Below are 23659 nucleotides of genomic sequence, written 5' to 3' on the forward strand. Positions count from 1 at the left end.
ATACGATGCGCCGGCCGGGACGAGAATCAGGATGGCGTCATCCTAGCTTGACCAATCGTTCTCGAAAAATGAATAATTGAGAATCCAGCCATCCCTTGGAGAGAATCATGGACCTGGCGGCGCTGGCGATTTTCCGGGCCGTCGTGCGCGAGAACGGCGTGACGCGCGCGGCGGCGAAGCTCAATCGCGTGCAGTCGAACGTGACGACGCGCATCAAGCAGCTCGAAGAAGAACTCGGCGCGGCGCTGTTCGTTCGCGATGGCCGCCGGCTCGTGCTGACGCCGGCCGGGCACACGCTGCTGCCGTACGCGGAGCGCCTGCTCGCGCTGGCCGACGAAGCGCGCGACGCGGTACGCGAGGACACGCCGCGCGGGCGGCTGCGGCTCGGCACGATGGAGAGCACGGCCGCGAGCCGGCTGCCGACCGTGCTCGCGCGCTATCACCACGCATGGCCCGACGTGTCGCTCGAACTCGTGACGGGCACGACGGCCTGGCTGATCGAGAAAGTGCGCACGTTCGAGATCGACGCCGCGCTGTTCGCGCGCCCGCCCGCGCCGGACACGCTGCCCGACACGCTCGACGTGGTGCCCGTGTTCAGCGAAGAACTGGTGCTGCTGACGCCGCGCGGCCATCCGCCGGTGCGCACGCCGCGCGACGTGATCCTGCCGACGCTGATCGCGTTCGAGCGCGGTTGCACGTACCGCAAGTACGTCGAGCAGTGGTATGCGGCGCACGGGCTGAAGCCGGCACGGGTGCTCGAACTCGGGTCCTACCACGCGATCGTCGCGTGCGTCGCGGCCGGCGCGGGCGTCGCGGTCGCGCCGCGCTCGGTGCTCGACCTGCAGCCCGAGATCGACCACATCACGGCGCATGCGATTCCGGAATTCGAACGGATCGATACATTGCTGGCGTGGCGGCAAGGTTATGCGTCGGCGGCGCTCGCCGCGCTGCGCGACGCGCTTGGGGAGGCCGGGCGGCAGCCGGACGCGGTACAGAAACCGCGCGTGGCGCAACCGGCCTGACGCGACCCGCCAACCGGCACGCGGCCGCGCACTCGCGCACCGCCCGATTGCGGGCCGGACAGGGTGGCAGATCGCCCCCGCACCGCGTGTAAACGCAAAACGACCCGATCGGCACCCATGCCGGTCGGGTCGTTTCATGCGATTCCGTCGACGGAACCGCGCGGTACCGGACGGCGCGCTGCCCTGACGGGCACCGCGCCGGTCGAGTCGATCAGAGCCGCTCTTCGACCCAGCCCTTGACGCCAGCCAGCGCGCCCGGCAGGTTCGCCGGCTCGGTGCCGCCAGCCTGCGCCATGTCCGGACGGCCGCCGCCCTTGCCGCCGACCTGCTGCGCGACGAAGTTCACGAGCTCGCCGGCCTTGATCTTCTTGCTCGCGTCCGGCGTGACGCCCGCGATCAGGCTGACCTTGCCGCCTTCGACGGCCGCCAGCACGATCGCCGCGCTCTTCAGCTTGTCCTTCAGCTTGTCGACCGTTTCGCGCAGCGTCTTCGCGTCCGCGCCGTCGAGCGTGGCAGCCAGCACGTACACGCCGCCGATTTCGACGGCCTGCTGCACGAGTTCGTCGCCCTGGTTCGATGCGAGCTTCGACTTCAGCGCGCCCAGTTCCTTCTCGAGCGACTTCACCTGCTCCTGCACCTGCGCGATACGCTGCGTGAGTTCCGACGGCTGCACCTTCAGCGCGGCCGCCGCTTCGTTCACGCGGGCGTCGAGATCCTGCACGAAGCGCACCGCGTTGTCGCCGGTGATCGCCTCGACGCGGCGGATGCCGGCCGCGACGCCGCCTTCGACGACGATCTTGAAGAAGCCGATGTCGCCGGAGCGGTGCACGTGCGTGCCGCCGCACAGTTCGCGCGAGAAGCCGAGGTCGAGCACGCGCACTTCATCGCCGTATTTCTCGCCGAACAGCGCCATCGCGCCGCCCTTCACCGCTTCGTCGTACGGCATCACGCGCACGATACCCGGCGCATTCGCGAGGATTTCGTTGTTGACGATCTGCTCGACGCGACGGATTTCGTCGTCGGTCATCGGTGCGTTGTGCGCGAAGTCGAAACGAGTCTTTTCCGCGTCGACCAGCGAACCCTTCTGCTGCACGTGCGCGCCAAGCACCTCGCGCAGCGCCTTGTGCATCAGGTGGGTAGCCGAGTGGTTGCGCTGCGTGCGGGCGCGGCGGTGCGCGTCGATTTCCGCGCGCAGCACGTCACCGACCTTCAGCGTGCCCTGCTCGAGCGAGCCGTGATGACCGATCACGTCGGCCTGCACCTTCAGCGTGTCGGCCACCTCGAAGCGCGTCGACGCATTCGCGAGCACGCCCTGGTCGCCGACCTGGCCGCCCGATTCCGCGTAGAACGGCGTGTGGTCGAGCACGACGACCGCATCCTGGCCGGCCTTCACTTCGTTGACCGACGAACCGTCGACGTACAGCGCGACGACCTTCGCGTCGTCGAACGCGATTTCCTCGTAGCCGTGGAAGGTGGTCTTCGCGCCCGTGTACTCGAGGCCCTGCGTGGCCTTGAACTTGCCGGCCGCGCGCGCCTGCTCGCGCTGGCGCGCCATCGCGTCGTCGAACGCCGGCTCGTCGACCGTCATCCCGCGCTCGCGGCACACGTCGGCCGTGAGGTCCAGCGGGAAGCCGTAGGTATCGTGCAGCTTGAATGCGAGTTCGCCGTCGAGCACCTTGCCGCCCTTCGCCTCGACATCGGCCAGCGCACCCTCGAGGATCGACATGCCGTGCTCGATCGTCTCGAAGAAGCGCTCTTCCTCCTGGCGCAGCACGTCGGTCACGCGCTGCTCGGCTTCCTTCAGCTCCGGATACGCGACGCCCATCTCGGCGACGAGGTCGGCCACCAGCTTGTGGAAGAACGAACCCTTGCGGCCGAGCTTGTAGCCGTGGCGGATCGCGCGGCGCACGATCCGGCGCAGCACGTAGCCGCGGCCTTCGTTGCCGGGGATCACGCCGTCGACGATCAGGAACGAGCATGCGCGGATGTGATCGGCGATCACCTTCAGCGAGTTGTTGGTCAGGTCGCCGATCTCGGTCACGCGCGCGGCGGCCTTGATCAGGTTCTGGAACAGGTCGATCTCGTAGTTGCTGTGCACGTGCTGCAGCACCGCGGCGAGGCGCTCGAGGCCCATGCCGGTGTCGACGCACTGCTTCGGCAGGCGCGTCATGTTGCCCTGCGCGTCGCGGTTGAACTGCATGAACACGAGGTTCCAGATCTCGATGTAGCGGTCGCCGTCTTCCTCAGGCGACCCCGGCGGGCCGCCCCACACGTCCGGGCCGTGATCGTAGAAGATTTCCGTGCACGGGCCGCACGGGCCCGTGTCGCCCATCGTCCAGAAGTTGTCCGACGCGTAGCGCGCGCCCTTGTTGTCGCCGATACGGATGATGCGCTCGGCCGGCACGCCGACTTCCTTCGCCCAGATGTCGTACGCCTCGTCGTCTTCCTGGTAGACGGTGACCCACAGCTTTTCCTTCGGCAGCTGGTAGACCGTGGTCAGCAGCTCCCACGCGAAGCGGATCGCGTCGTGCTTGAAGTAGTCGCCGAACGAGAAGTTGCCGAGCATCTCGAAGAACGTGTGGTGACGCGCCGTGTAGCCGACGTTCTCGAGGTCGTTGTGCTTGCCGCCCGCGCGCACGCTGCGCTGCGCCGTCGTGGCGCGCGAGTACGGGCGCGGGTCCGTCCCGAGGAACACGTCCTTGAACTGGACCATGCCCGAGTTCGTGAACATCAGCGTGGGATCGTTACCGGGCACGAGGCTCGACGAGCGAACGATCGTATGGCCCTTCGATTCGAAGAATTTGAGAAATTTCTCGCGGATTTCGGCAGCTTTCATGGCGTGCGGGGACAGTCTGGCAAAGACGGCTTCAAACGCCGGCGCCCTTGGCGGGGCGTGCGGCGGCATGGATTCGGAAACGATCGATTATACGGGATCGGGACCGGCTTCCGGGCAAAGCGCGGGCAAAGCGGCCCGGCCGGCCGGATGGCCCGGCTGGGCCACCCGGATGGCCGATTCGCCTTAAGATGCGCTTCATGCCAATCGGCCTTACCCGACAAGGAAGGCCAGCCATGAAAGGAGACGATTCGACGATGGGTGCCCTGAGCCATATCCGCGTGCTGGACCTCACCCGCGTACTCGCAGGCCCGTGGTGCGCGCAGACGCTTGCCGATTTCGGCGCGGACGTGATCAAGGTCGAGCGCCCGGGCGCCGGCGACGACACGCGCCATTGGGGGCCGCCGTACCTGAAGGACGCGGACGGCGCGGATACCGCCGAAGCCGCGTACTACCTCGCGGCGAACCGCAACAAGCGCTCGGTGACGATCGACATCGCGACGCCCGAAGGCCAGCAGATCGTGCGCGAACTCGCTGCGCAAAGCGACATCGTGCTCGAGAACTACAAGGTCGGCCAGTTGAAGAAATACGGGCTCGACTATGAATCGCTGCGCGCGGTGAAGCCCGATCTCGTCTACTGCTCGGTCACCGGCTTCGGCCAGACGGGCCCGTATGCGCACCGTGCGGGCTACGACTTCATCGTGCAGGGCATCGGCGGCTTCATGAGCATCACCGGCGAGCGCGACGGCGAGCCGGGCGGCGGCCCGCAGAAGGCCGGCGTCGCGATCGCCGATCTCGCGACCGGCCTCTACTCGACGATCGCCGTGCTCGCCGCGCTCGCGCACCGCGACCGCACGGGCGAAGGCCAGTACATCGACATGGCGCTGCTCGACGTGCAGGTCGCGCTGCTCGCGAACATGAACACCAACTTCCTCGCGAGCGGCAAGCCGCCGGCGCGCTGGGGCAACGCGCATCCGAACATCGTGCCGTACCAGACGTTCCAGACGCGCGACGGGTGGATCATCGTCGCGGTCGGCAACGACGGGCAGTTCCGCAAGTTCGTCGAGGCCGGCGGCCGGCCCGAGCTGGCCGACGACGAGCGCTTCGCGACGAACCCGTCGCGCGTGCGCCACCGCGACACGCTGGTGCCGATCCTCGCGGAGATGGTGAAGACGCGCGGCAAGGCCGATTGGATCGGCGTGCTCGAAGCGGCCGGCGTGCCGTGCGGCCCGATCAACGATCTCGACGAGGTGTTCGACAACGAGCAGGTCGTCGCGCGCGGAATGCAGGTATCGCTGCCGCACCCGTGCGGCGCGGACGTGCAGCTCGTGCGCAATCCGATCCGGATGAGCGCGACGCCGCCCGACGCGCGCACGGCCCCGCCGCTGCTCGGCGCTCAGACCGACGACGTGCTGCGCGACATGCTCGGTTACGACGACGCGCGGATCGCGGCGCTGAAGGCGAAGCAGGCGATCTGACGATCGGCCGCTTCAGGCGCTCGCGCGGCGGTGCCTAGCGCGCGAGCGCGTCCAGCCAGCCGCGTGCGGCCGGCCAGTCGCCGAGCCCGCTGTCCGCATTGATGTGGCCGCGCGGGCCGATGTCGTGGAAGGTGCTGCCCCATGCTTGCGCGCAGCCGCGCGCGAATGCGATCGACCCGTACGGATCGTCGCTGCTCGCGACCACGCAGGTCGGAAACGGCAGCCGCTCATGCGGGACGGGCCCGAACCCGTGCGCGTCGGCCGGAAACGCCGGCCCGGCGGGATCGGGCAGCGCGACGAGCAATGCGCCGCGCACTTTCGCAAGCGCGGCCGGGCGCGCGTAGCGCGTCGCCCACCACGCGGTGGTCAGCGTGCCGAGGCTATGGCCGGCGATCAGCACGGGCCCGCGCGCGGCCTCGACCGCGCGGTCGAGCGCGAGACACCAGCCGTTGCGGAACGCGCGATCCCAGTCGGGCATCACGACGCGCGAGAAGCGCGCATCGGCGCGCTCCCAGCGGCTCTGCCAGTGAAGCGGGCCCGAATTGGCGTAGCCCGGCAGGACGAAAACGAGGGGGGCGCTCATGGAAGGATGCGTCGACGAATGGTGTCGTTGTGTGATGTCGACGCAGTGTCGCACACCCTCCTCTCCCTGATGCTGCCTGTCAAAAACCGGAGGGTTGTGCGGCGGGTCGTGACGCGCTCAGGCGGGCGTCACGACCGCGCGGCGATCAGCGCACGCCGGCGCCGACCAGGCCGCCAGCCGCCGCGCCGGCCACCGTGCCGACCGGGCCGCCCGTGATCAGGTAACCGAGCGCGCCGCCCGCGGCCGCGCCGATACCGGCATTGCGTTGCGTATGCGTCATCGCGCATGCGCCGAGTTGCGACAGGGCCGCGACGATCACCGCGGTACGAACGAGAAAAGTGGTCTTCTTCATCATGGTTATTGGCTTCCTCCCGCCATGCAATGATGCGAATGGCGGCATTGAATCGGTAAAGCCATCATAGGAAAACTCGAACGGCGCGGGCAATCCGATTTACGTCGTGTTACAGCCGACACACTATCGAGATATTGCGGTACGCATCGCGAATGCATCGCTCCCGACCCGCAAGCCGCGCGGGACGGACCCCGGTCAGGTAGAATTACAGGATTAAACCGGCGCGACGCGCCGACACAACCTGACGCCAACCGCATGAGCACCGAACGCAACGACGCCCCCGCGGCTTCCAATTTCATCCGCAACATCATCGACGACGACAACCGCACCGGCAAATGGAGCGGCCGCGTCGAAACGCGCTTCCCGCCCGAGCCGAACGGCTATCTGCACATCGGCCACGCGAAGAGCATCTGCCTGAACTTCAGCGTCGCGCGCGACTACGGCGGCGTGTGCCACCTGCGCTTCGACGATACGAACCCGGAAAAGGAAAGCGTCGAGTACGTCGACTCGATCGTCGACGCGGTGCGCTGGCTCGGTTTCGACTGGCGCAAGGACGCGGTCGATCACCAGTACTTCGCGAGCGACTACTACGACAAGCTGTACGAGTTCGCCGAACTGCTGATCAAGCGCGGCAAGGCCTACGTCGACAGCCAGAGCGCGGATGAAATGCGCGCGAACCGCGGCTCGCTGACGGAAGGCGGCAAGCCGTCGCCGTTCCGCGAACGCACGCCCGACGAAAACCTCGACCTGTTCCGCCGCATGAAGGCTGGCGAGTTCAAGGAAGGCGAGCACGTGCTGCGCGCGAAGATCGACATGGCTTCGCCGAACATGAACATGCGCGACCCGGTGATCTACCGGATCCGCTACGCGCACCACTACCGCACCGGCGACGCATGGTGCGTGTATCCGATGTACGACTACACGCACTGCATCTCGGATGCGCTCGAAGGCATCACGCATTCGCTGTGCACGCTCGAATTCGAGGATCACCGCCCGCTGTACGACTGGGTGCTGAACGAACTCGCGGAAGCCGGCATGTTCACGCGCCCGCTGCCGCAACAGATCGAATTCTCGCGGCTGAACCTCACGTACGCGATCACCAGCAAGCGCAAGCTGCTGCAGCTCGTGACCGAAGGCCACGTCGACGGCTGGGACGACCCGCGGATGCCGACGATCGTCGGCGTGCGCCGCCGCGGCTTCACGCCGGAGAGCATCCACCTGTTCTGCGAGCGGATCGGCGTGACGAAGATCGATTCGTGGATCGACATGAGCATCTTCGAAGGCGCGCTGCGCGACGACCTCGACGACAAGGCCGCGCGCACGGTCGCGGTGCTCGATCCGCTGAAGCTCGTGATCGACAACTATCCGGAAGACCTCGAGGAAGCGTGCACGGCGCCCGTGCATCCGCACCATCCGGACCGCGGCGTGCGTACGTTCCCGATCTCGCGCGAGCTGTGGATCGAACGCGAGGATTTCGTCGAGAACCCGCCGAAGGGCTATTTCCGCCTGTTCCCGGGCAACAAGGTGCGCCTGCGCTACGGCTACGTGATCGAATGCACGGGCTTCGACAAGGACGCCGACGGCAACGTGACGGCCGTGCACTGCAACTACTTCCCGGACAGCAAGTCGGGCACCGACGGCGCGAACACGTACAAGGTCAAGGGCAACATCCACTGGGTCAGCGCGAAGCATGCGCAGCCGGCCGAAGTGCGGATCTACGACCGCCTGTTCAAGGAGCCGCATCCGGACGCGGGCGGCGCGAACTTCCTCGAAGCGCTGAATCCCGATTCGAAGAAGATCGTGCAGGCGTACGTCGAGCCGGGCAACGACGACGTCGCACCGGAAACGCGCCTGCAATTTGAGCGGCACGGCTACTTCGTCGCCGACCGCGTCGATTCGAAACCGGGTAAGCCCGTGTTCAACCGGATCGTCGGGCTGCGCGACAGCTGGGGCAAGCCGGCGTAACGGCCTGCTCCGCCACGCGGCGCACGGCCACGGGCCGACGTCGCGCGACAACAAAAAACCGGCTCGAGGGCCGGTTTTTTATTGCGTGGATCGAAGCGAAGCCGCCGCGTTGACTCACTCTGCTGAAAGCCGCCGATGCAGTTCCACCAGCGACAGCTTCGTGCGAAACAGCCGCGCGAGGCTGCGGCTCGCATACGCGTCGATGTCGCCCGGCACGGTCCAGCGATACGCGTCCATCTCCGGAATCATCGAGCCGTCGCGACGGCTCGGGAACATCGACGTGCACGTGCAGTGCGCGGGATCGATCTCCCCGTCCGCAACCTGCACCGCGAACAGGTGCAGATCCTTGTCGTGCCGGTACGCGAAGCGGCCGAGATCGAGCAGCCGGGCCGGCGCGAATTCGATGCCGGTTTCCTCGAGCAGCTCGCGCAGCGCGGCGTCGGACGGCGACTCGCCCGGTTCGCCCTGCCCCTTCGGGATATCCCAGTGCGTGGTGTCCGTCGCGTGCGCGAGAAACACGCGGCCGGCCGCATCGAGAATCACGACACCGCACGACACCGTGCGCGGCGCGCCGCCCCGCTTCATCACACGCGTGCTCAGCGCTTCTGCAGCTGCCACTTGCCCGCGGCCGTCTTGCAGTAGACGGGCTTGAGCGTCATCGTCTGGCCCTTCGCGGTGATGTCGGTGGTGATTTCACGGCAGGTCTTGCCGTCCGTCTCGGTCGTGGTCGGCGTGAGCTTCGCTTCGATCTGCGTGCGGCTGCCGCTGTTCTGCCACGTCGTGGTTTCGCCGTCCTTGCCTTCGTCGCGCACCTTCGCGGCGGCCTTCGATAGCGACGCCGTGTCGGCCTTGCTGAAATAGCTGAGCGGCGTGTTGGTCAGGAAGTTCAGGTTGTTCTGCGCATGGGCGGGCAGCATCGCGGCTGCGCACGCGGCGCCGGCCAGCACACGCGTGACGACGGAAAGGGATGCACGCATCGACATGTTGTTCTCCTTGGATGTTCGATCGAACGGCGTGGCGCGTGCCGGCGAACCGGCACGCGCCACGCCCGTCAGCGAGCGAGCATAGCATGCGTGCGGCAACGGATGCCTTCAGGGCTTGGCCGGCGCGGCCGTTTGCTGATATCCGTCAGTCAGCGTGCCGAGGAACGCAATCACGTCCTTGATCTCGGCCGCGTTCAGCGCCGGCTGCTCGCCGCGCTTGCGATCGAACGGCGGCTCGCGATTGATGTTCGGCCAGTAACGCTTCGGCAGATCGTCGTAGATCTGCGCCTTGCCGTGCACGACCGGATAGAACTTCTCCGGATGAATGTCGCGCTCGACGTAGAAGCGCATCACGTCCTCGAGCGTGTGATACACGCCGTTGTGAAAGAACGTCTTGCGCAGCGTGACGTTGCGCAGCGACGGCGTGCGGAACAACCCGCAGAATTCGTCGCGACCCTTCAGGTCGGTGCGCTCGGGGCCGCATGCACCGAGATCGTAAAAGCGCGGGTCGCGATTGACGGGCAGCGCGCGGTTGCGCGGCACCGCGATCGCGATCAGCCCGAAATCGCTGAACTGCGGCGGCGTGCCGTCGAGCGCGCGCTGGCTGATGTGGCAGCTCGCGCAATTGCCCTTCTTCTCGTCGTTGAACAACTGCAACCCGCGCAGTTCGGCCGGCGTGAGCTGCGCGTGACCGGCGAGATACGCGTCGTACTTGCTCGTGTACGGCGAGAACAGTTCGGGCGTCTGCTCGAACGTCTCGAGCGCGCGCAGCACGGCCTTGAACGTGGCCGCGTCGTCGTCGAGCACCTTCACGCCGAACACCGCGCGGAACTCGTCCGCATACGGCGCGGCCTTCACGGCCCGCGCGACCTTCGCGGGCGAGCTGTTCATCTCGAACGGCGACGTGAGCGGAATGCGCGCCTGCTCGGCGCCCGTGTCGACGCGGCCGTCCCACGTGAGGCCGCCCGTCGGGCCCGCATCGACGCTCTCGTCGCCTTCGTCGTCGGAATCGTGGAAGTGCTCGGTGAACTGCGGCACGCCCTGCAGATACTTGAGCGACGGCACCGCGCGAAAGCCCGCGCGCTTCATGTCGTCGCCGCCGAACTGCACGGCCAGCGCATTGGGCGGCCCGAACGCGTGATCGGGGCTGTGGCACGACGCGCACGCCAGCTTGCCGGAGCCTGACAGTGTAGGGTCGAAGAAAAGTTGCTTGCCGAGCGCCGTCATCCGGCGCACGCCTTCGTAAACTTGTGCACGCGTCTGCGGCTGGTTCGTCGCGACCACGGCACCGCTTGCGGCAACCGTTGCGGACGCAACCAACTTCGCGGTGCCCGGCGCACTCGCCGCACTCGCGGGCGGCGCGACCGGCGTGCCCGCACCCGGCTGTCCGTCACAGCCGGCAAGGGTTGCAAGCGTGGTGGCCAGCGCAAGCGCGCCGGTCAGATGCAGCCACGAACGCGCGAATGCGCCGGCTGTCGGTTGGCGAGGCTTCATCGATTCGTCGGAAAGTGGGTTCAGGAGCGGCCGGAGTTTATGTCAGCCGCATGACCGTTGCATGACGGCCAATCGACAGCCAATCGAAAGGACGCCTACACCCGGCTGTCAAATCGCGCCCTCAAAATGCTTACAGCCGGACATGCCACGGTCACCTTCGAGAACCGGCGGCGCACGGATGCTCCGGTTCCCCACGCGACAAGAGAGAGATGAGAGTACAACGCATGAAAAACCACGCCTGGATTCGCTTTACACCGATCGCCGTTGCCGCGGCCGTCGCCCTCACCGCCTGCGGCGGCGACGACGTCCAGCAGCAGGGCCTGTCGACGGTGAAGAACGTCGTCGTGATCTATGCGGAAAACCGCAGCTTCGACAACCTGTACGGCAACTTCCCGGGCGCGAACGGCCTGCAGAACGTGACCGCGGCGAGCGCGCAGCAGAAGGACCGCAACGGCCAGCCGCTCGCGACGCTGCCGAAGGTCTGGGGCGGCCTGACCGCGAAGGGCGTCACGCCGGCCGTGACCGAGGCGATGACGGCCAACCTGCCGAACGCGCCGTTCGCGATCGACGATCCGAGCGGTTTCAACACGCCGATGAGCGTGACGACGCGCGACCTGTATCACCGCTTCTACGAGAACCAGATGCAGATCAACGGCGGCAAGAACGACATGTTCGCCGCCTGGGCCGATTCCGGCGGCCTCGTGATGGGCCACTACACGCCCGACGCGACGAAGCTGCCGCTGTGGAAGATCGCGCAGCAGTTCACGCTGGCCGACAACTTCTTCATGGGTGCGTTCGGCGGCTCGTTCCTGAACCACCAGTACCTGATCTGCGCGTGCGCGCCGTTCTACGCGAACGCGGACAAGAGCCCGGCCGCCGGTTCGATCTCGGCCGTCGGCGCCGACGGCAAGTCGCTGCAGCTCGCGAGCAACTCGCCGGCTTCCGCGCTCGACGGGACTCCGAAGTTCGTGAACTCGGGCAACCTGACGCCGGACTTCTTCGCGATCAACACGATGCAGCCGCCGTACCAGCCGAGCGGCAACAAGGCCGCATCGGGCGGCGACCCGACCCTCGCCGATCCGTCCGCCGCGTCGACACTGCCGCCGCAGACGCAGCAGAACATCGGCGACCTGCTGACGAGCGCGGGCGTGTCGTGGGCGTGGTACGGCGGCGCATGGAACCAGGCGCTGCAAGCCGCGCAAAGCGGCACGGCCAACGTGATCTACGGCCCGAACATGACGGCGCCGAACTTCCAGCCGCACCACCAGCCGTTCAACTACTACGCGAACCAGGCACCGGGCAGCACGAGCCGCGCGCAGCACTTGCTCGACGGCGGCACCGACGGCAGCGAGTTCCTCAAGGCGATCGACGCGGGCACGCTGCCGCAGGTCTCGTTCTACAAGCCGCAGGGCAACCTGAACGAACACGCGGGCTACACGGACGTCGCAAGCGGCGACCAGCACATCGCGAACCTGATCGCGCACCTGCAGGCCAGCCCGCAGTGGAAGAACATGGTCGTGGTCGTCACGTACGACGAAAACGGCGGCTTCTGGGATCACGTGTCGCCGCCGAAGGGCGATCGCTGGGGCCCGGGCACGCGGATTCCGGCACTCATCGTGTCGCCGTTCTCGAAGAAGGGTTTCGTCGACCATACGCAGTACGACACGGCATCGATCCTGCGCTTCATCACGCGCCGCTTCTCGCTGCCGCGCCTCACGGGCCTGCAACAGCGCGACGACGCGCTGAAGGCCAACGGCGCGCAGCCGATGGGCGACCTGACGAACGCGCTCGCGCTGTCGCCGAACCTGTAACGGCATCACGACATCACGGCGAACGGGCCGGCATCCATGCCGGCCCGCACGAACGAAGGGCGGCCTCATGGCCGCCCTTTTTCATTGGGGCGCGTTACCGTACCCCTGCGTCACCAGCCGTACTTGAGCTCGACGCCGACATAGTCGGCGTTGTGCCCGCCCGCCTGCCGGATCGCGTCGCCGACCTGGAAATGCACGGCCTCGATCGCACCGATCAGGTTCGCCGCGATCGTCCAGTCCGCGCGCAGTTGCACGTACATCCCCGTCCACAACCCGCCCTTGCCGGCCGTGCCCGGCACCACGGCGTTACCCTGCTGGTAGACGGCGTCGCCGGTCGTCTCGCGCCACTGGAAACCGAGCGCGCCGAGCAGCGACAGGTTCGGCGACGGCTTCAGCGTCACGGACGGCTTCACGTGGATCAGGTTCGAGTACCCGGTGAAACCCGCGAGCGTGAAGTAATAGCCGTTCGGAAACAGCGGGTTGAAGGTTTCGACGCGGCCGTCGTGCGGATGCCGGTCGCCCGACGCCGCATCGACCTGCAGCGCGACGCGCGGCGACCACGGCGCGTCGAGCCGGTAGCCGGCGATCGAGCCGACCGCCCACGCGCGGATCGTGCTGCTGCCGACCGTGCCCGTCTGCAGCATCGTTTCGAGATCCCAGTCGAAGCGGCCTTGCGTGCCCGTGTAACGCAAGTCCCACACGTCGCGATGCTCGGCGCCGCTCGCGTCGAGAAAGCGCGCGTTGCTGCGGTTGTAGCGCGACCAGTAGCCCGACAGGTCGCCGGGTCCGACCGACTGACGCTCGAAGCGCACGCCGCTGAACGTGAGGTCGCGGTTCGACACGTCGTCGAACGCGGACACGGTGCGGTTCTGCACCGGCTGCGTCGCATAACCGATGAAGCGCCACTTCTGATATTCGTAGTCGGCCCACACCGCGTCGAACGCTTGCCGTACGTTCGGGCCGTCGCGCGCGGCAATGAAGCGCTGCAAGTCGAACGCCATCTCCTGCCGGCCGACGCGAAACTTGAACGTGCCGCCGCCGAGCGCCCCGGTGTAGGTCGCGAATGCCTGTTCGAGATCGAGCGGGTTCTTGTCGACCGGCGTGATCGTGTTCTTGCCGAATGCGCGATCGTCCTGCAACTGCACGAAGAATTGCCAGTGCTGGCCGAGATGCGCGTCGGCATGCACTTCGACGCGCTGGATCAGGTAGGTATCCGATTGCGCGGAGCCGATGCCGAACAGCGGCGCGTCGTTGGTCTCCAGGCGCTCGCGCAGGTTCACGCCGAGCGAAAGATAGGATGCCGGATCGTTGCCGAGCGGAATGGTCTTCAACCCGTCGAGCGGCGCACGCGGCACGCACGGATTCGCGAGCACCGACCAGTCTTCCTGCCAGCGGTTGAACAGCACGGTCGGGCGCTTGGCCGTGCAGGTCGTTGCGGGCGCGCTGTCGGCGGCGGCCGTCGTCGTATCCGCGAACGCCGCATCGGAACCCGCGAGCAGCAGCCCCGCGACGACCGACGCTCGAGCGACCCGATCGAAGCGAGTGTGTCGTGTCGTCGCGACGCCCTGCGCGCCCATCGCAGCGATCCGCTCGTAACCGCGCGCGTCGATCCGGCTCGCTTGCCGCACGCGGGGACGACGCACTTTTCCACGCCGCGCGATCATGCGTGCTCCTGTGCCGCGGTACGAGCAGATGCCCCCGCGCAGGCCGCCAGCATCGCAAGCGCACCCGTCGGCACAAGCAGCGCCCAGAATCCGATATGGCGAAAACCCAGTGCGCCGCACGATGCACCGAGCGCGAACGCAACGATCGCCGGCCACATCTTCGCGAAGCGCGCGCGTGCAGCGGCGCGCACGCTGTCGGCCGTGCCGGCGGACAGCAGGTCGACGACGTCGAGGATCGCCTGCGTGACGTTGCCGGTCATCACCGTGTTCGGCACGCCGGCGCGCGCGATCACGCGCGGATGCGCGTTCTGCACGCCCATCGCGAACGTGCCGACGATGCCGGCCAGCAGCACCGGCAGGCTGTCGGATTGCGTGACGGGCGACGCCCACACGCCGGCCACGCAAAAGCCGAGCAGCAGCACGGCCTGCACCGCGTGGAGCGCGCGCGTGCCCTGCCATGCGGGCCGCCCGGAAAACGCGCGGGCGATCAGGCTGCTCGCAACGACACCGCACACGAACGCGGGGAACACGCTGAGCTTCAGCAGGATGCCCTGCCCGAACCCCGCGACGCCCGCGCCGATCAGCACGAAGTTGCCGGTCACGTGCGCGGTGAACAGCCCGAACAGCGCGACGAAGCTCAGCGTGTCGACAAAGCCGGCCACCGCGGCAAGGATCGTGTCCTCGTGCTTCATCGTGCCGCGCCCGCGTGGATCTCGGCGACGTAGCCGCCCGGGAACTGGACCATCGCCGCGTCACGCCCGTCCGCCGTGTACGACGGCACGAGCACGGTCACGCCCGCGGCCTGCGCCTTCTTCAGCGTCGCGGCCAGATCGGACACTTCATAGCCGGTCATCTCGTGCCCGTACGGATAAGGCAGATGGCCGTCGGTCACGAGCACGGTCATCTTGCCGAAGCCCGACGTGATGCGAATACGGCGATAGGTGTCGTTCGGCCGGCCGATCTCGATGCCCGGTGCCTTGAGGGTGTCGGACACCACCTTGCCATTCGAGAACTTGACGAAATCATGGACGAACTTGCGCGCGCTCTGCGGCGACACGTACACGCGATTCTCGGGGATCGTCTGCAGTGCGTCGTACTTCGGCGCCTGCGTGTGCCAGTAGAGCTGCATCTTCACGCCGCCCGTCCAGGAGATCACCGCATCGCGGCCGATCGGATCGGGGAATGTGTCGACGATCACATCGGCGCCGTGCTCGCGTGCCACCTTCATCGCCGCGTCCATGTCGGTGACGAGATAACCGGTGCGCTCCGCGCCGAACGGCCAGGGCACTGGCGTCTTGAAGCCGAACACGGAGATCGTGCCGACCGGCGTGAACACGAGCTGCGACATCGTCTGGCTCGGCGTCGGCGTGACCTGGAACACGCCCTGCTTCGACTTGCTGCCGCCGAAGGTCGCGACGAAGCTGTCGGTGAAACGGTCGAAATCCTCGGGTGCCACGTACACGTGCGTCGTGTCGTATTGCGGCCCGACGGCCAGCGTCGGCGTGGCCGCGGGCGGCACCGGCGGTTTCGCGAACGCGGCCGGCGCCGCGACGAGACCCGTGGCGATCGCCAGCGCGAGCAAGGCGGAACGAATCGTTTTCATGACAGGCATTCCTTGTTGTTTCATCGTCATCGAGTGGTATGGCCGTCGCCGGCCATGCGCTTCGCATCGTCGAGCACGGTCGCGAGCACAAGTGCGGCGATCAGCCCGAGATGCTCGAAAAAGCTGTTGAGCGCCATGAAGCGTTCGGCGCCCGTGTGGTTCCAGAAATCGTTCGCCACGATCATCGCGACGAACGTCAGCATGCCGAGGCTGCCGGCGCCGAGCCACGTGAAGCGGCGAAACACCACGCACAGCGAACCGCCGATCTCGACCGCGATCGCGAGCGCCGCCCACAGCGCGGCCGGATGCAGGCCGAAATGCGCCTGCTCGGCGACCGCGCCGTCGAAATCCAGCGCCTTCGCGACACCGCCGATCAGAAAGGCTGAGACCAGCGCAAGCCGTACGAGCGGCAGCACCCACGGCTGCGCCAGCAGCGCATGGACCCACGCCGGGTTGCCGAAGCCGCTGCGGTTGGTCGAAGTGGCCATGTCAGACCGCCCAGCAGGAACAGCCGAACGCACCCCAGAAGCCCTTTGCGTCCGACGTCGGCAAAGCGCTCCCCCACGCACCGGCATGCGCATGCTGGTGCACGTTGCACGCGTTCGCACAACCGCACATCGCGGCAGCCGCCGCACGCTGCAGCGGTGCGCCGCCGCGCTGCGTCGCGCCCCAGCCGCCGTAACCGCCGTACTCGCGCACAGGCGACCAGTCCGGCATCGCGGGCGGGATCGGTGCATCGTGCGACGCGAACGGCCCCGCGCCCCATACGATCCTGCCGCCGACCACCGTCAGCAATGCGGTCGTATCCACGATATCGTCCTCCGCGCAGGTGAAGAAATCGCGATCCGGGACCACGAGGTCGGCGAGCTGCCCGACCGCGATGCGCCCTTTCTTGCCTTCCTCGTTCGAGAACCACGTCACGTATTCGGTCCACATGCGCAGCGCGGTCTCGCGATCGAGCAGGTTGCGTTGCGGATACATGCGCAGGCCGCCGACCGTCTTGCCCGTCACGAGCCACGCGAGCGACACCCACGGGTTGTACGACGCAACCCGCGTTGCATCGGTGCCGGCCGAGACCTTGATGCCCTTCGACAGCATCTTCGCGACGGGCGGCGTCGCTTCGGCCGCCTGTGCGCCGTAGCGTTCGACGAAGTATTCGCCCTGGTACGCCATCCGGTGCTGCACCGCGATGCCGCCGCCCAGTGCCGCAATCCGGTCCATCGATTTTTCGGTAATGGTTTCCGCGTGATCGAAGAACCAGTTCAGTCCTTCGAGCGGAATGTCCTTGTTGACCTTCTCGAACACGTCCAGCGCGCGGCTGATCGTTTCGTCGTAGGTCGCATGCATGCGCCACGGCCAGCGGTTCTGCGCGAGCACGCGCACGACGCCGTCGAGATCGTCTTCCATCTGCGCCGGCAGATCCGGGCGCGCGACGCGGAAGTCTTCGAAGTCGGCCGCCGAGAACACCAGCATTTCGCCCGCACCGTTGTTGCGGAAGTAGTCAGTGCCGTCGTGATACTTCGTGCTCTTCGTCCAGTTCACGAAGTCTTCCTTCTCCGCGTTCGGCTTCTGCGTGAACAGGTTGTACGCGATCCGGATCGTCATCTCGCCCGCATCGTGCAGCTTGCGGATCACCTCGTAATCGTCCGGATAGTTCTGCGACCCGCCGCCCGCGTCGATCACGCCCGTCACGCCTAGACGGTTCAGTTCGCGCATGAAGTGGCGCGTCGAGTTGTACTGGTATTCGAACGGCAGCTTCGGCCCTTTCGCGAGCGTCGCGTAGAGAATCGTCGCGTTCGGGTTCGCGAGCAACAGCCCGGTCGGGTTGCCCGCGGCGTCGCGCAGGATCGTGCCGCCCGGCGGCTCCGGTGTGTCCTTCGTGTAGCCGACGACACGCAGCGCGGCTGCATTCAGCAGCGCGCGGTCGTACAGGTGCAGGATGAACACGGGCGTATCGGGCGCGGCCGCGTTGAGTTCGTCAATCGTCGGCAGGCGCTTCTCGACGAATTGATGCTCGGTAAAGCCGCCGACCACGCGCACCCACTGCGGCGCGGGCGTGATCGCGACCTGCCGCTTGAGCATCTCCATCGCGACCGCAAGCGAACGCACGCCGTCCCAGCGCAGTTCCATGTTGTAGTTCAGGCCGCCTCGAATCACGTGCGTATGGTTGTCGATCAGGCCCGGCAGCATCGTGCGGCCGTCGAGGTCGACGACCTTCGTCGTGCGGCCGGCAAGTGGCATGACGTCCGCGTTGCCGCCGACCGCGACGAAACGGCCGTCCTTGATCGCGACAGCCGTCGCGACGGGGTTCGCACGATCGAGCGTCGTGATGCGCCCGTTGTGCAGGATGAGATCGGGTTGAGTACCGGTTGCGCTCATGTAGTGTCCTCGATGCGGTCAGAAGCCGAGCCAGTGACGGACCGGCGCGATGGCCTGTGCGCCGACCAGCATGCCGGCCAGGCCGACCAGCGCGATCAGCGGCGGTGCGGGTGAGCGCACCTTGATCACGCTGTACACGACGCCGATCAGCACGCCGGCGCCCAATGAAAGTAGATAAGATTCCATAACGATTTCTCTCCGGGCCGGATTAGAATCACCTGCATCGCACGCGCGCCTTCGCGGTGCGTAGCATCGACGGCACGATCCGCTGCCGCCGCATCCGTTTCGCTTCCCTGCCATTCGTTCCGACCATGCAACACCTTCCTGATCTCGAAGCCTGGGCCATCTTTGCGCGCGTCGCGGAGACCGGCTCGTTCGCCAAAGCCGCCGACCTGCTCGGCGTGACGCAACCGACCGTGTCGAAGGCGATCGCGCGCCTCGAAAAGCGGCTCGGCGCGATGCTGCTGTACCGCACGTCGCGCAAGCTGTCGCTCACGCCGACCGGCGAACTGCTGCGCGACCGCGCGATCCGCCTGCTCGCCGACGCAGAGCTGATCGAGAGCGAAGCGTCCGCGCAGGCGCTCGAACCGCACGGCCTCGTGCGCGTGAATGCGCCGATGTCGTTCGGGCTGCGCCATCTGTCGCCGGTGCTGCCCGCGTTTCTCGAGCGCTATCCGCGCGTCGACGTCGACCTCGTGCTCACCGATCACATCGTCGACATCGTGTCCGGCGGCTTCGACGTCGCGATCCGCATCGCCGAGCTGAGCGATTCGTCGCTGCGCTCGCGCCGGCTCTGCGCGGTACGCCGCCCGCTCGTCGCGTCGCCCGCGTACCTCGACCGGCGCGGCCGCCCCACGCACCCGCGCGACATCGAACAGCACGTGTGCCTCACCTACACGAACCTGCCGACGCCCGAGCACTGGCGCTTCCGTCACCCGGAATCGGGCGAGGAAGTCGGCGTGTCCGTGCACGGGCGCATCCGCACCAACAACGCGGACGTGATCGTCCCCGCGCTCGTCGCTGGTCACGGGCTCGCACTGCAACCCGAGTTCCTGGTGTGGGAAGCGATGCAGCGCGGCGAGCTCGAGGAAGTGATGGACGACTGGAAGATCGCCGACATCAACGTCAACCTCGTCACGCCGCCCGGCATGCTGCGCGCCGCGCGCGTGACGGTGCTGCTCGACTTCCTCGCGGAGCACTTCGCGCATGCGCCGTGGGCATTGCCTGTCGCCTGAACGCGCGGCGGCGGCGGCCGCGGATCGTCGCGGCCCTCGCGGCGAGCCACGGCCGGCGCCCGTTACTTCGCCGGCACGGCCGCGAGCGATTCGTGCGGCGTCGCGGTGCGCTGCGCGGCCTTGTGGACCATCGTGTACGCGTAGTCGACACCCATCCCGTACGCGCCCGAGTGCTCCCGCACGATCGCCATCACCGCGTCGTACGTGTCGCGGCGTGCCCAGTCGCGCTGCCACTCGAGCACGACCTGCTGCCACGTGACGGGCACGGCGCCGGCCTGCACCATCCGCTGCATCGCGAAGTCGTGCGCATCCTTCGACGTGCCGCCCGATGCATCGGCCACCATGTAGATCTCGTAGCCGCCTTCGAGCATCGCGCACAGCGCGAACGTCGTATTGCAGACTTCGGTCCACAGGCCCGCGACGATCACCTTCTTGCGGCCGTTCGCGGCGAGCGCGTCGCGCACCTTCTGGTCGTCCCACGAGTTCATCGACGTGCGTTCGAGCAGCGGCCGGTTCGGAAACACATCCAGCAGTTCGGGAAAGGTGTGGCCGGAGAAACTGTCGGTCTCGACCGTCGTGATCGTGGTCGGCACGTCGAACGCCCTCGCCGCCTTCGCGAGCCCGACGACGTTGTTCTTCAGCGTCTGGCGATCGATCGATTGCACGCCGAACGCCATCTGCGGCTGCTGATCGATGAAGATCAGCTGGCTGTTCTGCGGAGTCAGTACTTCAAGCTTCGGGTTGCTCATGGCGCGGGTCGTCCTGTGAACGGGAAAAGAGGGGCCTGCCTCGACCGTCGAAACGGGAGGAGCCGGGTGCGGGTCGGCGCCGGATCGTCATCCGGCTCGAAATATTTAATCCGCAAACGCGCGGCGCGAACATCCAAGAAACGGAATCGATGCGATTCCGGAATCGATGCCCGTTCCGGGCTACCCGCCCTTTTTTTCTTCACGCAAACCCGATACGCTTTCAGGATCTTGACGGCGTACACCACACCGCTCGTCGGCCATCACGGGACCTCACCATGAAACCGTATTTCCTGTCGCTGCTCGCCGGCCTCCTCGCCGGCGCCATCTACGGCGCGATCGGCGTGAATTCGCCGGCGCCGCCGATCATCGCGCTCACCGGCCTGCTCGGCATGCTGGCCGGCGAACAGATCCTGCCCGTCGCGCGCCGCATGTTCGCGGGCCATCGGCTCAATACCGCGTGGCGCGACGCGCAGTGCAGCCAGCACATGTTCGGCACGCTGCCGGGCGGCGCCGCGAACGACCGCAAGCCGTCGTGATGCCCTCCATCGCCGCCAGCCGCGCATGACGAACGTCGAGCTGTTCCAGTACCTGCTGCTGTTGATCTGTGGCGCGGGCGCGCTCACGTGGCTCGCCGAACGGATCTCGATTCCGCCGGCCGTCGTGCTGCTGCTCGGCGGCTGCGTGGTGGCGGTCGCCGGCAAGCGCGTGCCCGACATGGACCCGGCGCTGCTGCTCGCGGCCGTGCTGCCGCCGCTGCTGATGTCGAGCGGGTTCTACACCGCGTGGAAGGAATTCCGGCAGGAGCTCGCATCGATCGCGTCGCTCGCGCTCGGCGCGGTGGCGTTCACGACCGTCGCGGTGGCGCTGGCCGTGCACGCCGCGAACCCGGCGCTGCCGTGGGCCGCGTGCTTCACGCTCGGCGCGATCGTGTCGCCGCCCGACGCGGTCGCCGCGAAGGCGATCCTGCAGCGCCACCCGCTGCCCGCGCGGCTCGTCGCGGTGCTCGAAGGCGAAAGCCTCGTCAACGATGCGTCAGGCCTGCTGCTGTACCAGATGGCCGTGTCGGCCGCACTCGCCGTGTCGATCACGGCCGCGAGCGCCACCGGCCTGTTCTTCTCGCTGACGCTGATCGGCATCGCGGTCGGCCTCGCGTGCGGCCATGCGATGTCCTGGGTACTGCCGCGCCTGCGTGACCCGATGCTCGGTATCGTCGTGACCTTCCTGATGGCATGGGGCAGCTACGGCGTCGCGGAAGCCGTCGACGGTTCGGGCGTGCTGTCGGTGGTGACCTGCGGCCTCGTGCTCGGCGTGCGCCAGCATCGCGTGTTCGACGCCGACATGCGCATCAAGGCGAAAGCGACGTGGGAAGCGATCGTGTTCCTGCTCGACGCGCTCGTGTTCATCCTGATCGGGCTCGCGCTGCACGCAATCCTCGCGCGCGTGAACCACGAAGGCGCGGTGCTGATGGCCGGCCTGCGCGTCGCACTGCCCGCCACCGCCGCCGCGATCGCCGCGCGCGTCGTATGGGTGTTCGTCGCGATGTGGCTGCCGGGCCGCCTGCGCGCGCCCCGCGCGGGCCACCCGCCGTGGTCGTGGCGCGAGGCCGTCGTGCTCGGCTGGTCGGGCATGCGCGGCGTCGTGAGCCTCGCGGCCGCGATCGCGCTGCCCAGCAACTTCCCCGGCCGCGACCTGATCCTGTTCAGCACGTTCCTGCTGATCATCGCAACGCTGGTCGTGCAGGGCGGCACGCTCGCGCCGCTGATCCGCGTGCTGAAGTTGCGGCCGGCGGCGCGGCACACGATGTCCGAGCATGCGGTGCGCGCGCAGACGTTCGGCGCGGCGCTCGCCGAACTCGACGCGCTCGAGCAGCGCGGATCGAACCTCGAACGTGCATCGCTCGACCGCCTGCTCGCCGAATACCGGAGCCGCGTCACGTTCAACGAACGTGCGCACCGGCAAGGCGCCGAGCCGGCCGGCGTGCGCGCGCGGATGCTGCGCGTCGAACTCGAACTCGTCGGCGTATCGCGCCGCACACTGCTCGACCTGCATCGCGACGGCAAGGTCGACGACGCCGTGCTGCACCGGATCGAATCGGAGCTCGATTTCGAGGAACTGCGGCTGCAGCGGCTGCTCGAACCGTAACGCCCGGCCACGCCGCCGGTCCTCCCCCTTCCCCACCTGGAACTGCAATGAGCGAACTGTCCGTCGAAGCGAGCATCGGCTCCGTCGATTACCTCGTCCACTTCAGCGATGGCGTCCACCAGTGGCGCGCCGACGAACCGGCGCCGCTCGGCGGCGGCGATGCGGCACCGACCCCGGTCGCGCTGCTGCTGTCGAGCCTCGGCGCCTGCACCGCGATCACGCTGAAGATGTATGCGCAACGCAAGGGCTGGCCGCTCGCCGAAGTGCACGTGAAGCTCGCGCACGAATCGGGCAACGCGGGCAGCACGATCGTGCGCCGCATCACGCTCGACGGCGACCTGTCCGGCGAACAGCGCGAGCGTCTGCTGCAGATCGCGAACGCGTGCCCGGTGCACAAGATCCTCACGCATCCGATCACGATCGATACCGCGATCGCCTGACGCACCCCGCATCGACCACGAGATCCTCTCCATGTCTGCATCGATCAAGACCCTGCTCACGCCGCGCGAAAGCGACATCGGCAACCTCGTCGTGCGTCGCGTGCTGCCCGCGCGCGCCGCGCGGCTCGTCGGCCCGTTCATCTTCTTCGACGAGATGGGGCCCGCGGTATTGCCGGCCGGGCGCGGCATCGACGTGCTGCCGCATCCGCACATCGGGCTCGCGACCGTCACCTACCTGTTCGACGGTTCGCTGATGCATCACGACAGCCTCGGCTTCCGGCAGAAGATCGTGCCCGGCGACGTGAACTGGATGACGGCCGGGCGCGGTATCGTTCATTCGGAGCGCTCGCCCGACGAGGACCGGCCGCACGAGCAGCCCGTCCACGGAATCCAGACCTGGGTTGCGCTGCCGGTCGAGCACGAGGACACCGCGCCCGCGTTCGTCCATCATCCGGCCGACACGCTGCCGTCGTTCACGCGCGACGGCGCAAGCGTGCGCGTGATTGCAGGCAGCGCGTTCGGGCTCACGTCGCCGGTCGAGGTGTTCTCGCCGACGCTCTATGCGTATGCGGAATTCGCGGCGGACGGGCAACTCGCGCTCGATGCGGAGCACGACGAACGCGGCGTGTATCTCGTCGACGGCGACCTCACCATCGACGGCACGCCGCTCGCTCCCGCGACGATGGCCGTGCTCGAACCGGGCGCCACCGTGACGCTCGCCAGCGCGAACGGCGCGCGCGTGATGCTGCTCGGTGGCGCACACCTGCCGGGCGAGCGTTTCATCGAATGGAATTTCGTGTCGAGCGAGCGCGCGAAGATCGAAGCGGCCCGCGTCGCGTGGGCCGCGCAGACGTTCGGCAAGGTGCCGGGCGAAGAAGACACGTGGACGCGCCAGCCGGAACGCAACGCGCACTAAAGCGGTCCGA

At 67.5% G+C, this 23659-nt stretch carries 22 protein-coding genes; 9 read left to right on the forward strand and 13 right to left on the reverse strand.

The annotated features are described in order from the left end of the window. The first annotated feature begins 107 nt into the window (after nt 1-107). On the forward strand, nt 108-1022 hold the full coding sequence (locus VL15_RS06645) for a LysR family transcriptional regulator (protein WP_048244168.1): 915 nt from the start codon (nt 108-110) through the stop codon (nt 1020-1022). A 211-nt stretch (nt 1023-1233) separates the two neighbouring features. Here VL15_RS06645 and alaS read toward each other — a convergent pair whose 3' ends face one another. Continuing rightward, on the reverse strand, nt 1234-3858 hold the full coding sequence (gene alaS, locus VL15_RS06650; RefSeq protein WP_048244170.1) for an alanine--tRNA ligase: 2625 nt from the start codon (nt 3856-3858) through the stop codon (nt 1234-1236). Nucleotides 3859-4112: 254 nt separating this feature from the next. Between alaS and VL15_RS06655 the strand changes: the two genes are divergently transcribed. Beyond that, nucleotides 4113-5333: a CaiB/BaiF CoA transferase family protein gene (locus VL15_RS06655; protein WP_048244372.1), complete on the forward strand. Its 1221-nt coding sequence runs from the start codon at nt 4113-4115 to the stop codon at nt 5331-5333. Between the two features lie 34 nt (nt 5334-5367). Here VL15_RS06655 and VL15_RS06660 read toward each other — a convergent pair whose 3' ends face one another. Further along, the gene (locus tag VL15_RS06660; protein WP_048244171.1) at nt 5368-5916 is read right to left on the reverse strand and encodes an RBBP9/YdeN family alpha/beta hydrolase; all 549 of its coding nucleotides are present in this window, start codon (nt 5914-5916) and stop codon (nt 5368-5370) included. Nucleotides 5917-6061: 145 nt separating this feature from the next. Next, nucleotides 6062-6271, reverse strand: coding sequence for an ornithine acetyltransferase (locus VL15_RS06665; protein ID WP_006497729.1), 210 nt, complete (start codon nt 6269-6271; stop codon nt 6062-6064). Nucleotides 6272-6523: 252 nt separating this feature from the next. On the opposite strand from VL15_RS06665, the gene VL15_RS06670 reads away from it, so the two are divergent. Beyond that, nucleotides 6524-8233 carry a glutamine--tRNA ligase/YqeY domain fusion protein gene (locus VL15_RS06670; RefSeq protein WP_048244172.1) on the forward strand — a complete coding sequence of 570 codons (1710 nt, stop codon included), beginning with the start codon at nt 6524-6526 and terminating at the stop codon, nt 8231-8233. A gap of 114 nt (nt 8234-8347) precedes the next feature. On the opposite strand, the gene VL15_RS06675 is transcribed toward VL15_RS06670, so the two are convergent. The 3 genes from VL15_RS06675 to VL15_RS06685 form a co-directional block, all read right to left on the reverse strand. Continuing rightward, a complete protein-coding gene (locus tag VL15_RS06675; RefSeq protein ID WP_048244174.1) occupies nt 8348-8818 on the reverse strand; it encodes an NUDIX hydrolase in 471 nt (156 codons plus the stop codon). Nucleotides 8819-8829: 11 nt separating this feature from the next. Continuing rightward, entirely contained in the window at nt 8830-9216 is a 387-nt protein-coding gene (locus VL15_RS06680; RefSeq protein ID WP_048244375.1) for an RT0821/Lpp0805 family surface protein, read from the reverse strand. A 108-nt stretch (nt 9217-9324) separates the two neighbouring features. Next, nucleotides 9325-10710, reverse strand: coding sequence for a cytochrome-c peroxidase (locus tag VL15_RS06685; RefSeq protein WP_048244175.1), 1386 nt, complete (start codon nt 10708-10710; stop codon nt 9325-9327). 209 nt (nt 10711-10919) lie between these two features. Here VL15_RS06685 and VL15_RS06690 point away from each other — a divergent pair, with 209 nt between their 5' ends. Then, nucleotides 10920-12521: an acid phosphatase gene (locus tag VL15_RS06690; RefSeq protein WP_329955933.1), complete on the forward strand. Its 1602-nt coding sequence runs from the start codon at nt 10920-10922 to the stop codon at nt 12519-12521. A 110-nt stretch (nt 12522-12631) separates the two neighbouring features. Here VL15_RS06690 and VL15_RS06695 read toward each other — a convergent pair whose 3' ends face one another. The 6 genes from VL15_RS06695 to VL15_RS06720 all read right to left on the reverse strand — a co-directional run bounded on the left by VL15_RS06695 (nt 12632) and on the right by VL15_RS06720 (nt 18353). Further along, nucleotides 12632-14098: an alginate export family protein gene (locus VL15_RS06695; RefSeq protein WP_048244377.1), complete on the reverse strand. Its 1467-nt coding sequence runs from the start codon at nt 14096-14098 to the stop codon at nt 12632-12634. Between the two features lie 83 nt (nt 14099-14181). Further along, entirely contained in the window at nt 14182-14877 is a 696-nt protein-coding gene (locus VL15_RS06700; protein WP_048244177.1) for a YoaK family protein, read from the reverse strand. Then, nucleotides 14874-15788, reverse strand: coding sequence for a glyoxalase (locus tag VL15_RS06705; RefSeq protein WP_048244181.1), 915 nt, complete (start codon nt 15786-15788; stop codon nt 14874-14876). Before VL15_RS06705 ends, VL15_RS06700 begins: the two co-directional genes overlap by 4 nt. A gap of 26 nt (nt 15789-15814) precedes the next feature. After that, on the reverse strand, nt 15815-16276 hold the full coding sequence (locus tag VL15_RS06710; RefSeq protein ID WP_048244182.1) for a DoxX family protein: 462 nt from the start codon (nt 16274-16276) through the stop codon (nt 15815-15817). Between the two features lies 1 nt (nt 16277). Further along, complete coding sequence (locus VL15_RS06715) at nt 16278-18167, reverse strand: amidohydrolase (protein ID WP_048244183.1); 1890 nt, start codon at nt 18165-18167, stop codon at nt 16278-16280. An 18-nt stretch (nt 18168-18185) separates the two neighbouring features. After that, nucleotides 18186-18353, reverse strand: coding sequence for a DUF1427 family protein (locus tag VL15_RS06720; protein WP_048244185.1), 168 nt, complete (start codon nt 18351-18353; stop codon nt 18186-18188). Nucleotides 18354-18478: 125 nt separating this feature from the next. On the opposite strand from VL15_RS06720, the gene VL15_RS06725 reads away from it, so the two are divergent. Further along, a complete protein-coding gene (locus tag VL15_RS06725) occupies nt 18479-19402 on the forward strand; it encodes a LysR family transcriptional regulator (protein ID WP_048244379.1) in 924 nt (307 codons plus the stop codon). A 62-nt stretch (nt 19403-19464) separates the two neighbouring features. Here the strand turns inward: VL15_RS06725 and VL15_RS06730 are convergent, their stop codons facing one another. After that, nucleotides 19465-20151 (reverse strand): hydrolase, encoded by a 687-nt coding sequence (locus VL15_RS06730; protein ID WP_048244187.1) that lies wholly within the window; start codon nt 20149-20151, stop codon nt 19465-19467. A gap of 275 nt (nt 20152-20426) precedes the next feature. On the opposite strand from VL15_RS06730, the gene VL15_RS06735 reads away from it, so the two are divergent. From VL15_RS06735 to VL15_RS06750, 4 genes are read left to right on the forward strand one after another with little or no spacing between them, the layout of a single operon-like run. Beyond that, nucleotides 20427-20687 carry a XapX domain-containing protein gene (locus VL15_RS06735; protein ID WP_048244189.1) on the forward strand — a complete coding sequence of 87 codons (261 nt, stop codon included), beginning with the start codon at nt 20427-20429 and terminating at the stop codon, nt 20685-20687. Between the two features lie 25 nt (nt 20688-20712). Next, nucleotides 20713-22293: a cation:proton antiporter gene (locus VL15_RS06740; protein WP_048244191.1), complete on the forward strand. Its 1581-nt coding sequence runs from the start codon at nt 20713-20715 to the stop codon at nt 22291-22293. Nucleotides 22294-22340: 47 nt separating this feature from the next. Further along, nucleotides 22341-22733, forward strand: a complete 393-nt coding sequence (locus VL15_RS06745) for an OsmC family protein (RefSeq protein ID WP_048244193.1) — start codon at nt 22341-22343, stop codon at nt 22731-22733. Between the two features lie 31 nt (nt 22734-22764). After that, the gene (locus VL15_RS06750; protein WP_048244195.1) at nt 22765-23649 is read left to right on the forward strand and encodes a pirin family protein; all 885 of its coding nucleotides are present in this window, start codon (nt 22765-22767) and stop codon (nt 23647-23649) included. Nucleotides 23650-23659 lie beyond the last annotated feature (10 nt).

This window comes from Burkholderia cepacia (assembly GCF_001039005.1).
GTDB lineage: Bacteria > Pseudomonadota > Gammaproteobacteria > Burkholderiales > Burkholderiaceae > Burkholderia > Burkholderia theae.

Excerpts from the sequence above, each read along its gene's own strand:
- VL15_RS06690 (WP_329955933.1), top strand. The coding sequence starts at position 10,920 with ATGAGAGTACAACGCATGAAAAACCACGCCTGGATTCGCTTTACACCG.
- VL15_RS06675 (WP_048244174.1), bottom strand. The coding sequence starts at position 8,818 with ATGAAGCGGGGCGGCGCGCCGCGCACGGTGTCGTGCGGTGTCGTGATT.
- VL15_RS06750 (WP_048244195.1), top strand. The coding sequence starts at position 22,765 with ATGTCTGCATCGATCAAGACCCTGCTCACGCCGCGCGAAAGCGACATC.
- VL15_RS06745 (WP_048244193.1), top strand. The coding sequence starts at position 22,341 with ATGAGCGAACTGTCCGTCGAAGCGAGCATCGGCTCCGTCGATTACCTC.
- VL15_RS06710 (WP_048244182.1), bottom strand. The coding sequence starts at position 16,276 with ATGGCCACTTCGACCAACCGCAGCGGCTTCGGCAACCCGGCGTGGGTC.
- alaS (WP_048244170.1), bottom strand. The coding sequence starts at position 3,858 with ATGAAAGCTGCCGAAATCCGCGAGAAATTTCTCAAATTCTTCGAATCG.
- VL15_RS06645 (WP_048244168.1), top strand. The coding sequence starts at position 108 with ATGGACCTGGCGGCGCTGGCGATTTTCCGGGCCGTCGTGCGCGAGAAC.
- VL15_RS06660 (WP_048244171.1), bottom strand. The coding sequence starts at position 5,916 with ATGAGCGCCCCCCTCGTTTTCGTCCTGCCGGGCTACGCCAATTCGGGC.
- VL15_RS06735 (WP_048244189.1), top strand. The coding sequence starts at position 20,427 with ATGAAACCGTATTTCCTGTCGCTGCTCGCCGGCCTCCTCGCCGGCGCC.
- VL15_RS06730 (WP_048244187.1), bottom strand. The coding sequence starts at position 20,151 with ATGAGCAACCCGAAGCTTGAAGTACTGACTCCGCAGAACAGCCAGCTG.
- VL15_RS06655 (WP_048244372.1), top strand. The coding sequence starts at position 4,113 with ATGGGTGCCCTGAGCCATATCCGCGTGCTGGACCTCACCCGCGTACTC.
- VL15_RS06705 (WP_048244181.1), bottom strand. The coding sequence starts at position 15,788 with ATGAAAACGATTCGTTCCGCCTTGCTCGCGCTGGCGATCGCCACGGGT.
- VL15_RS06680 (WP_048244375.1), bottom strand. The coding sequence starts at position 9,216 with ATGTCGATGCGTGCATCCCTTTCCGTCGTCACGCGTGTGCTGGCCGGC.
- VL15_RS06670 (WP_048244172.1), top strand. The coding sequence starts at position 6,524 with ATGAGCACCGAACGCAACGACGCCCCCGCGGCTTCCAATTTCATCCGC.
- VL15_RS06740 (WP_048244191.1), top strand. The coding sequence starts at position 20,713 with ATGACGAACGTCGAGCTGTTCCAGTACCTGCTGCTGTTGATCTGTGGC.
- VL15_RS06665 (WP_006497729.1), bottom strand. The coding sequence starts at position 6,271 with ATGATGAAGAAGACCACTTTTCTCGTTCGTACCGCGGTGATCGTCGCG.
- VL15_RS06700 (WP_048244177.1), bottom strand. The coding sequence starts at position 14,877 with ATGAAGCACGAGGACACGATCCTTGCCGCGGTGGCCGGCTTTGTCGAC.
- VL15_RS06720 (WP_048244185.1), bottom strand. The coding sequence starts at position 18,353 with ATGGAATCTTATCTACTTTCATTGGGCGCCGGCGTGCTGATCGGCGTC.
- VL15_RS06715 (WP_048244183.1), bottom strand. The coding sequence starts at position 18,167 with ATGAGCGCAACCGGTACTCAACCCGATCTCATCCTGCACAACGGGCGC.
- VL15_RS06725 (WP_048244379.1), top strand. The coding sequence starts at position 18,479 with ATGCAACACCTTCCTGATCTCGAAGCCTGGGCCATCTTTGCGCGCGTC.
- VL15_RS06695 (WP_048244377.1), bottom strand. The coding sequence starts at position 14,098 with ATGGGCGCGCAGGGCGTCGCGACGACACGACACACTCGCTTCGATCGG.
- VL15_RS06685 (WP_048244175.1), bottom strand. The coding sequence starts at position 10,710 with ATGAAGCCTCGCCAACCGACAGCCGGCGCATTCGCGCGTTCGTGGCTG.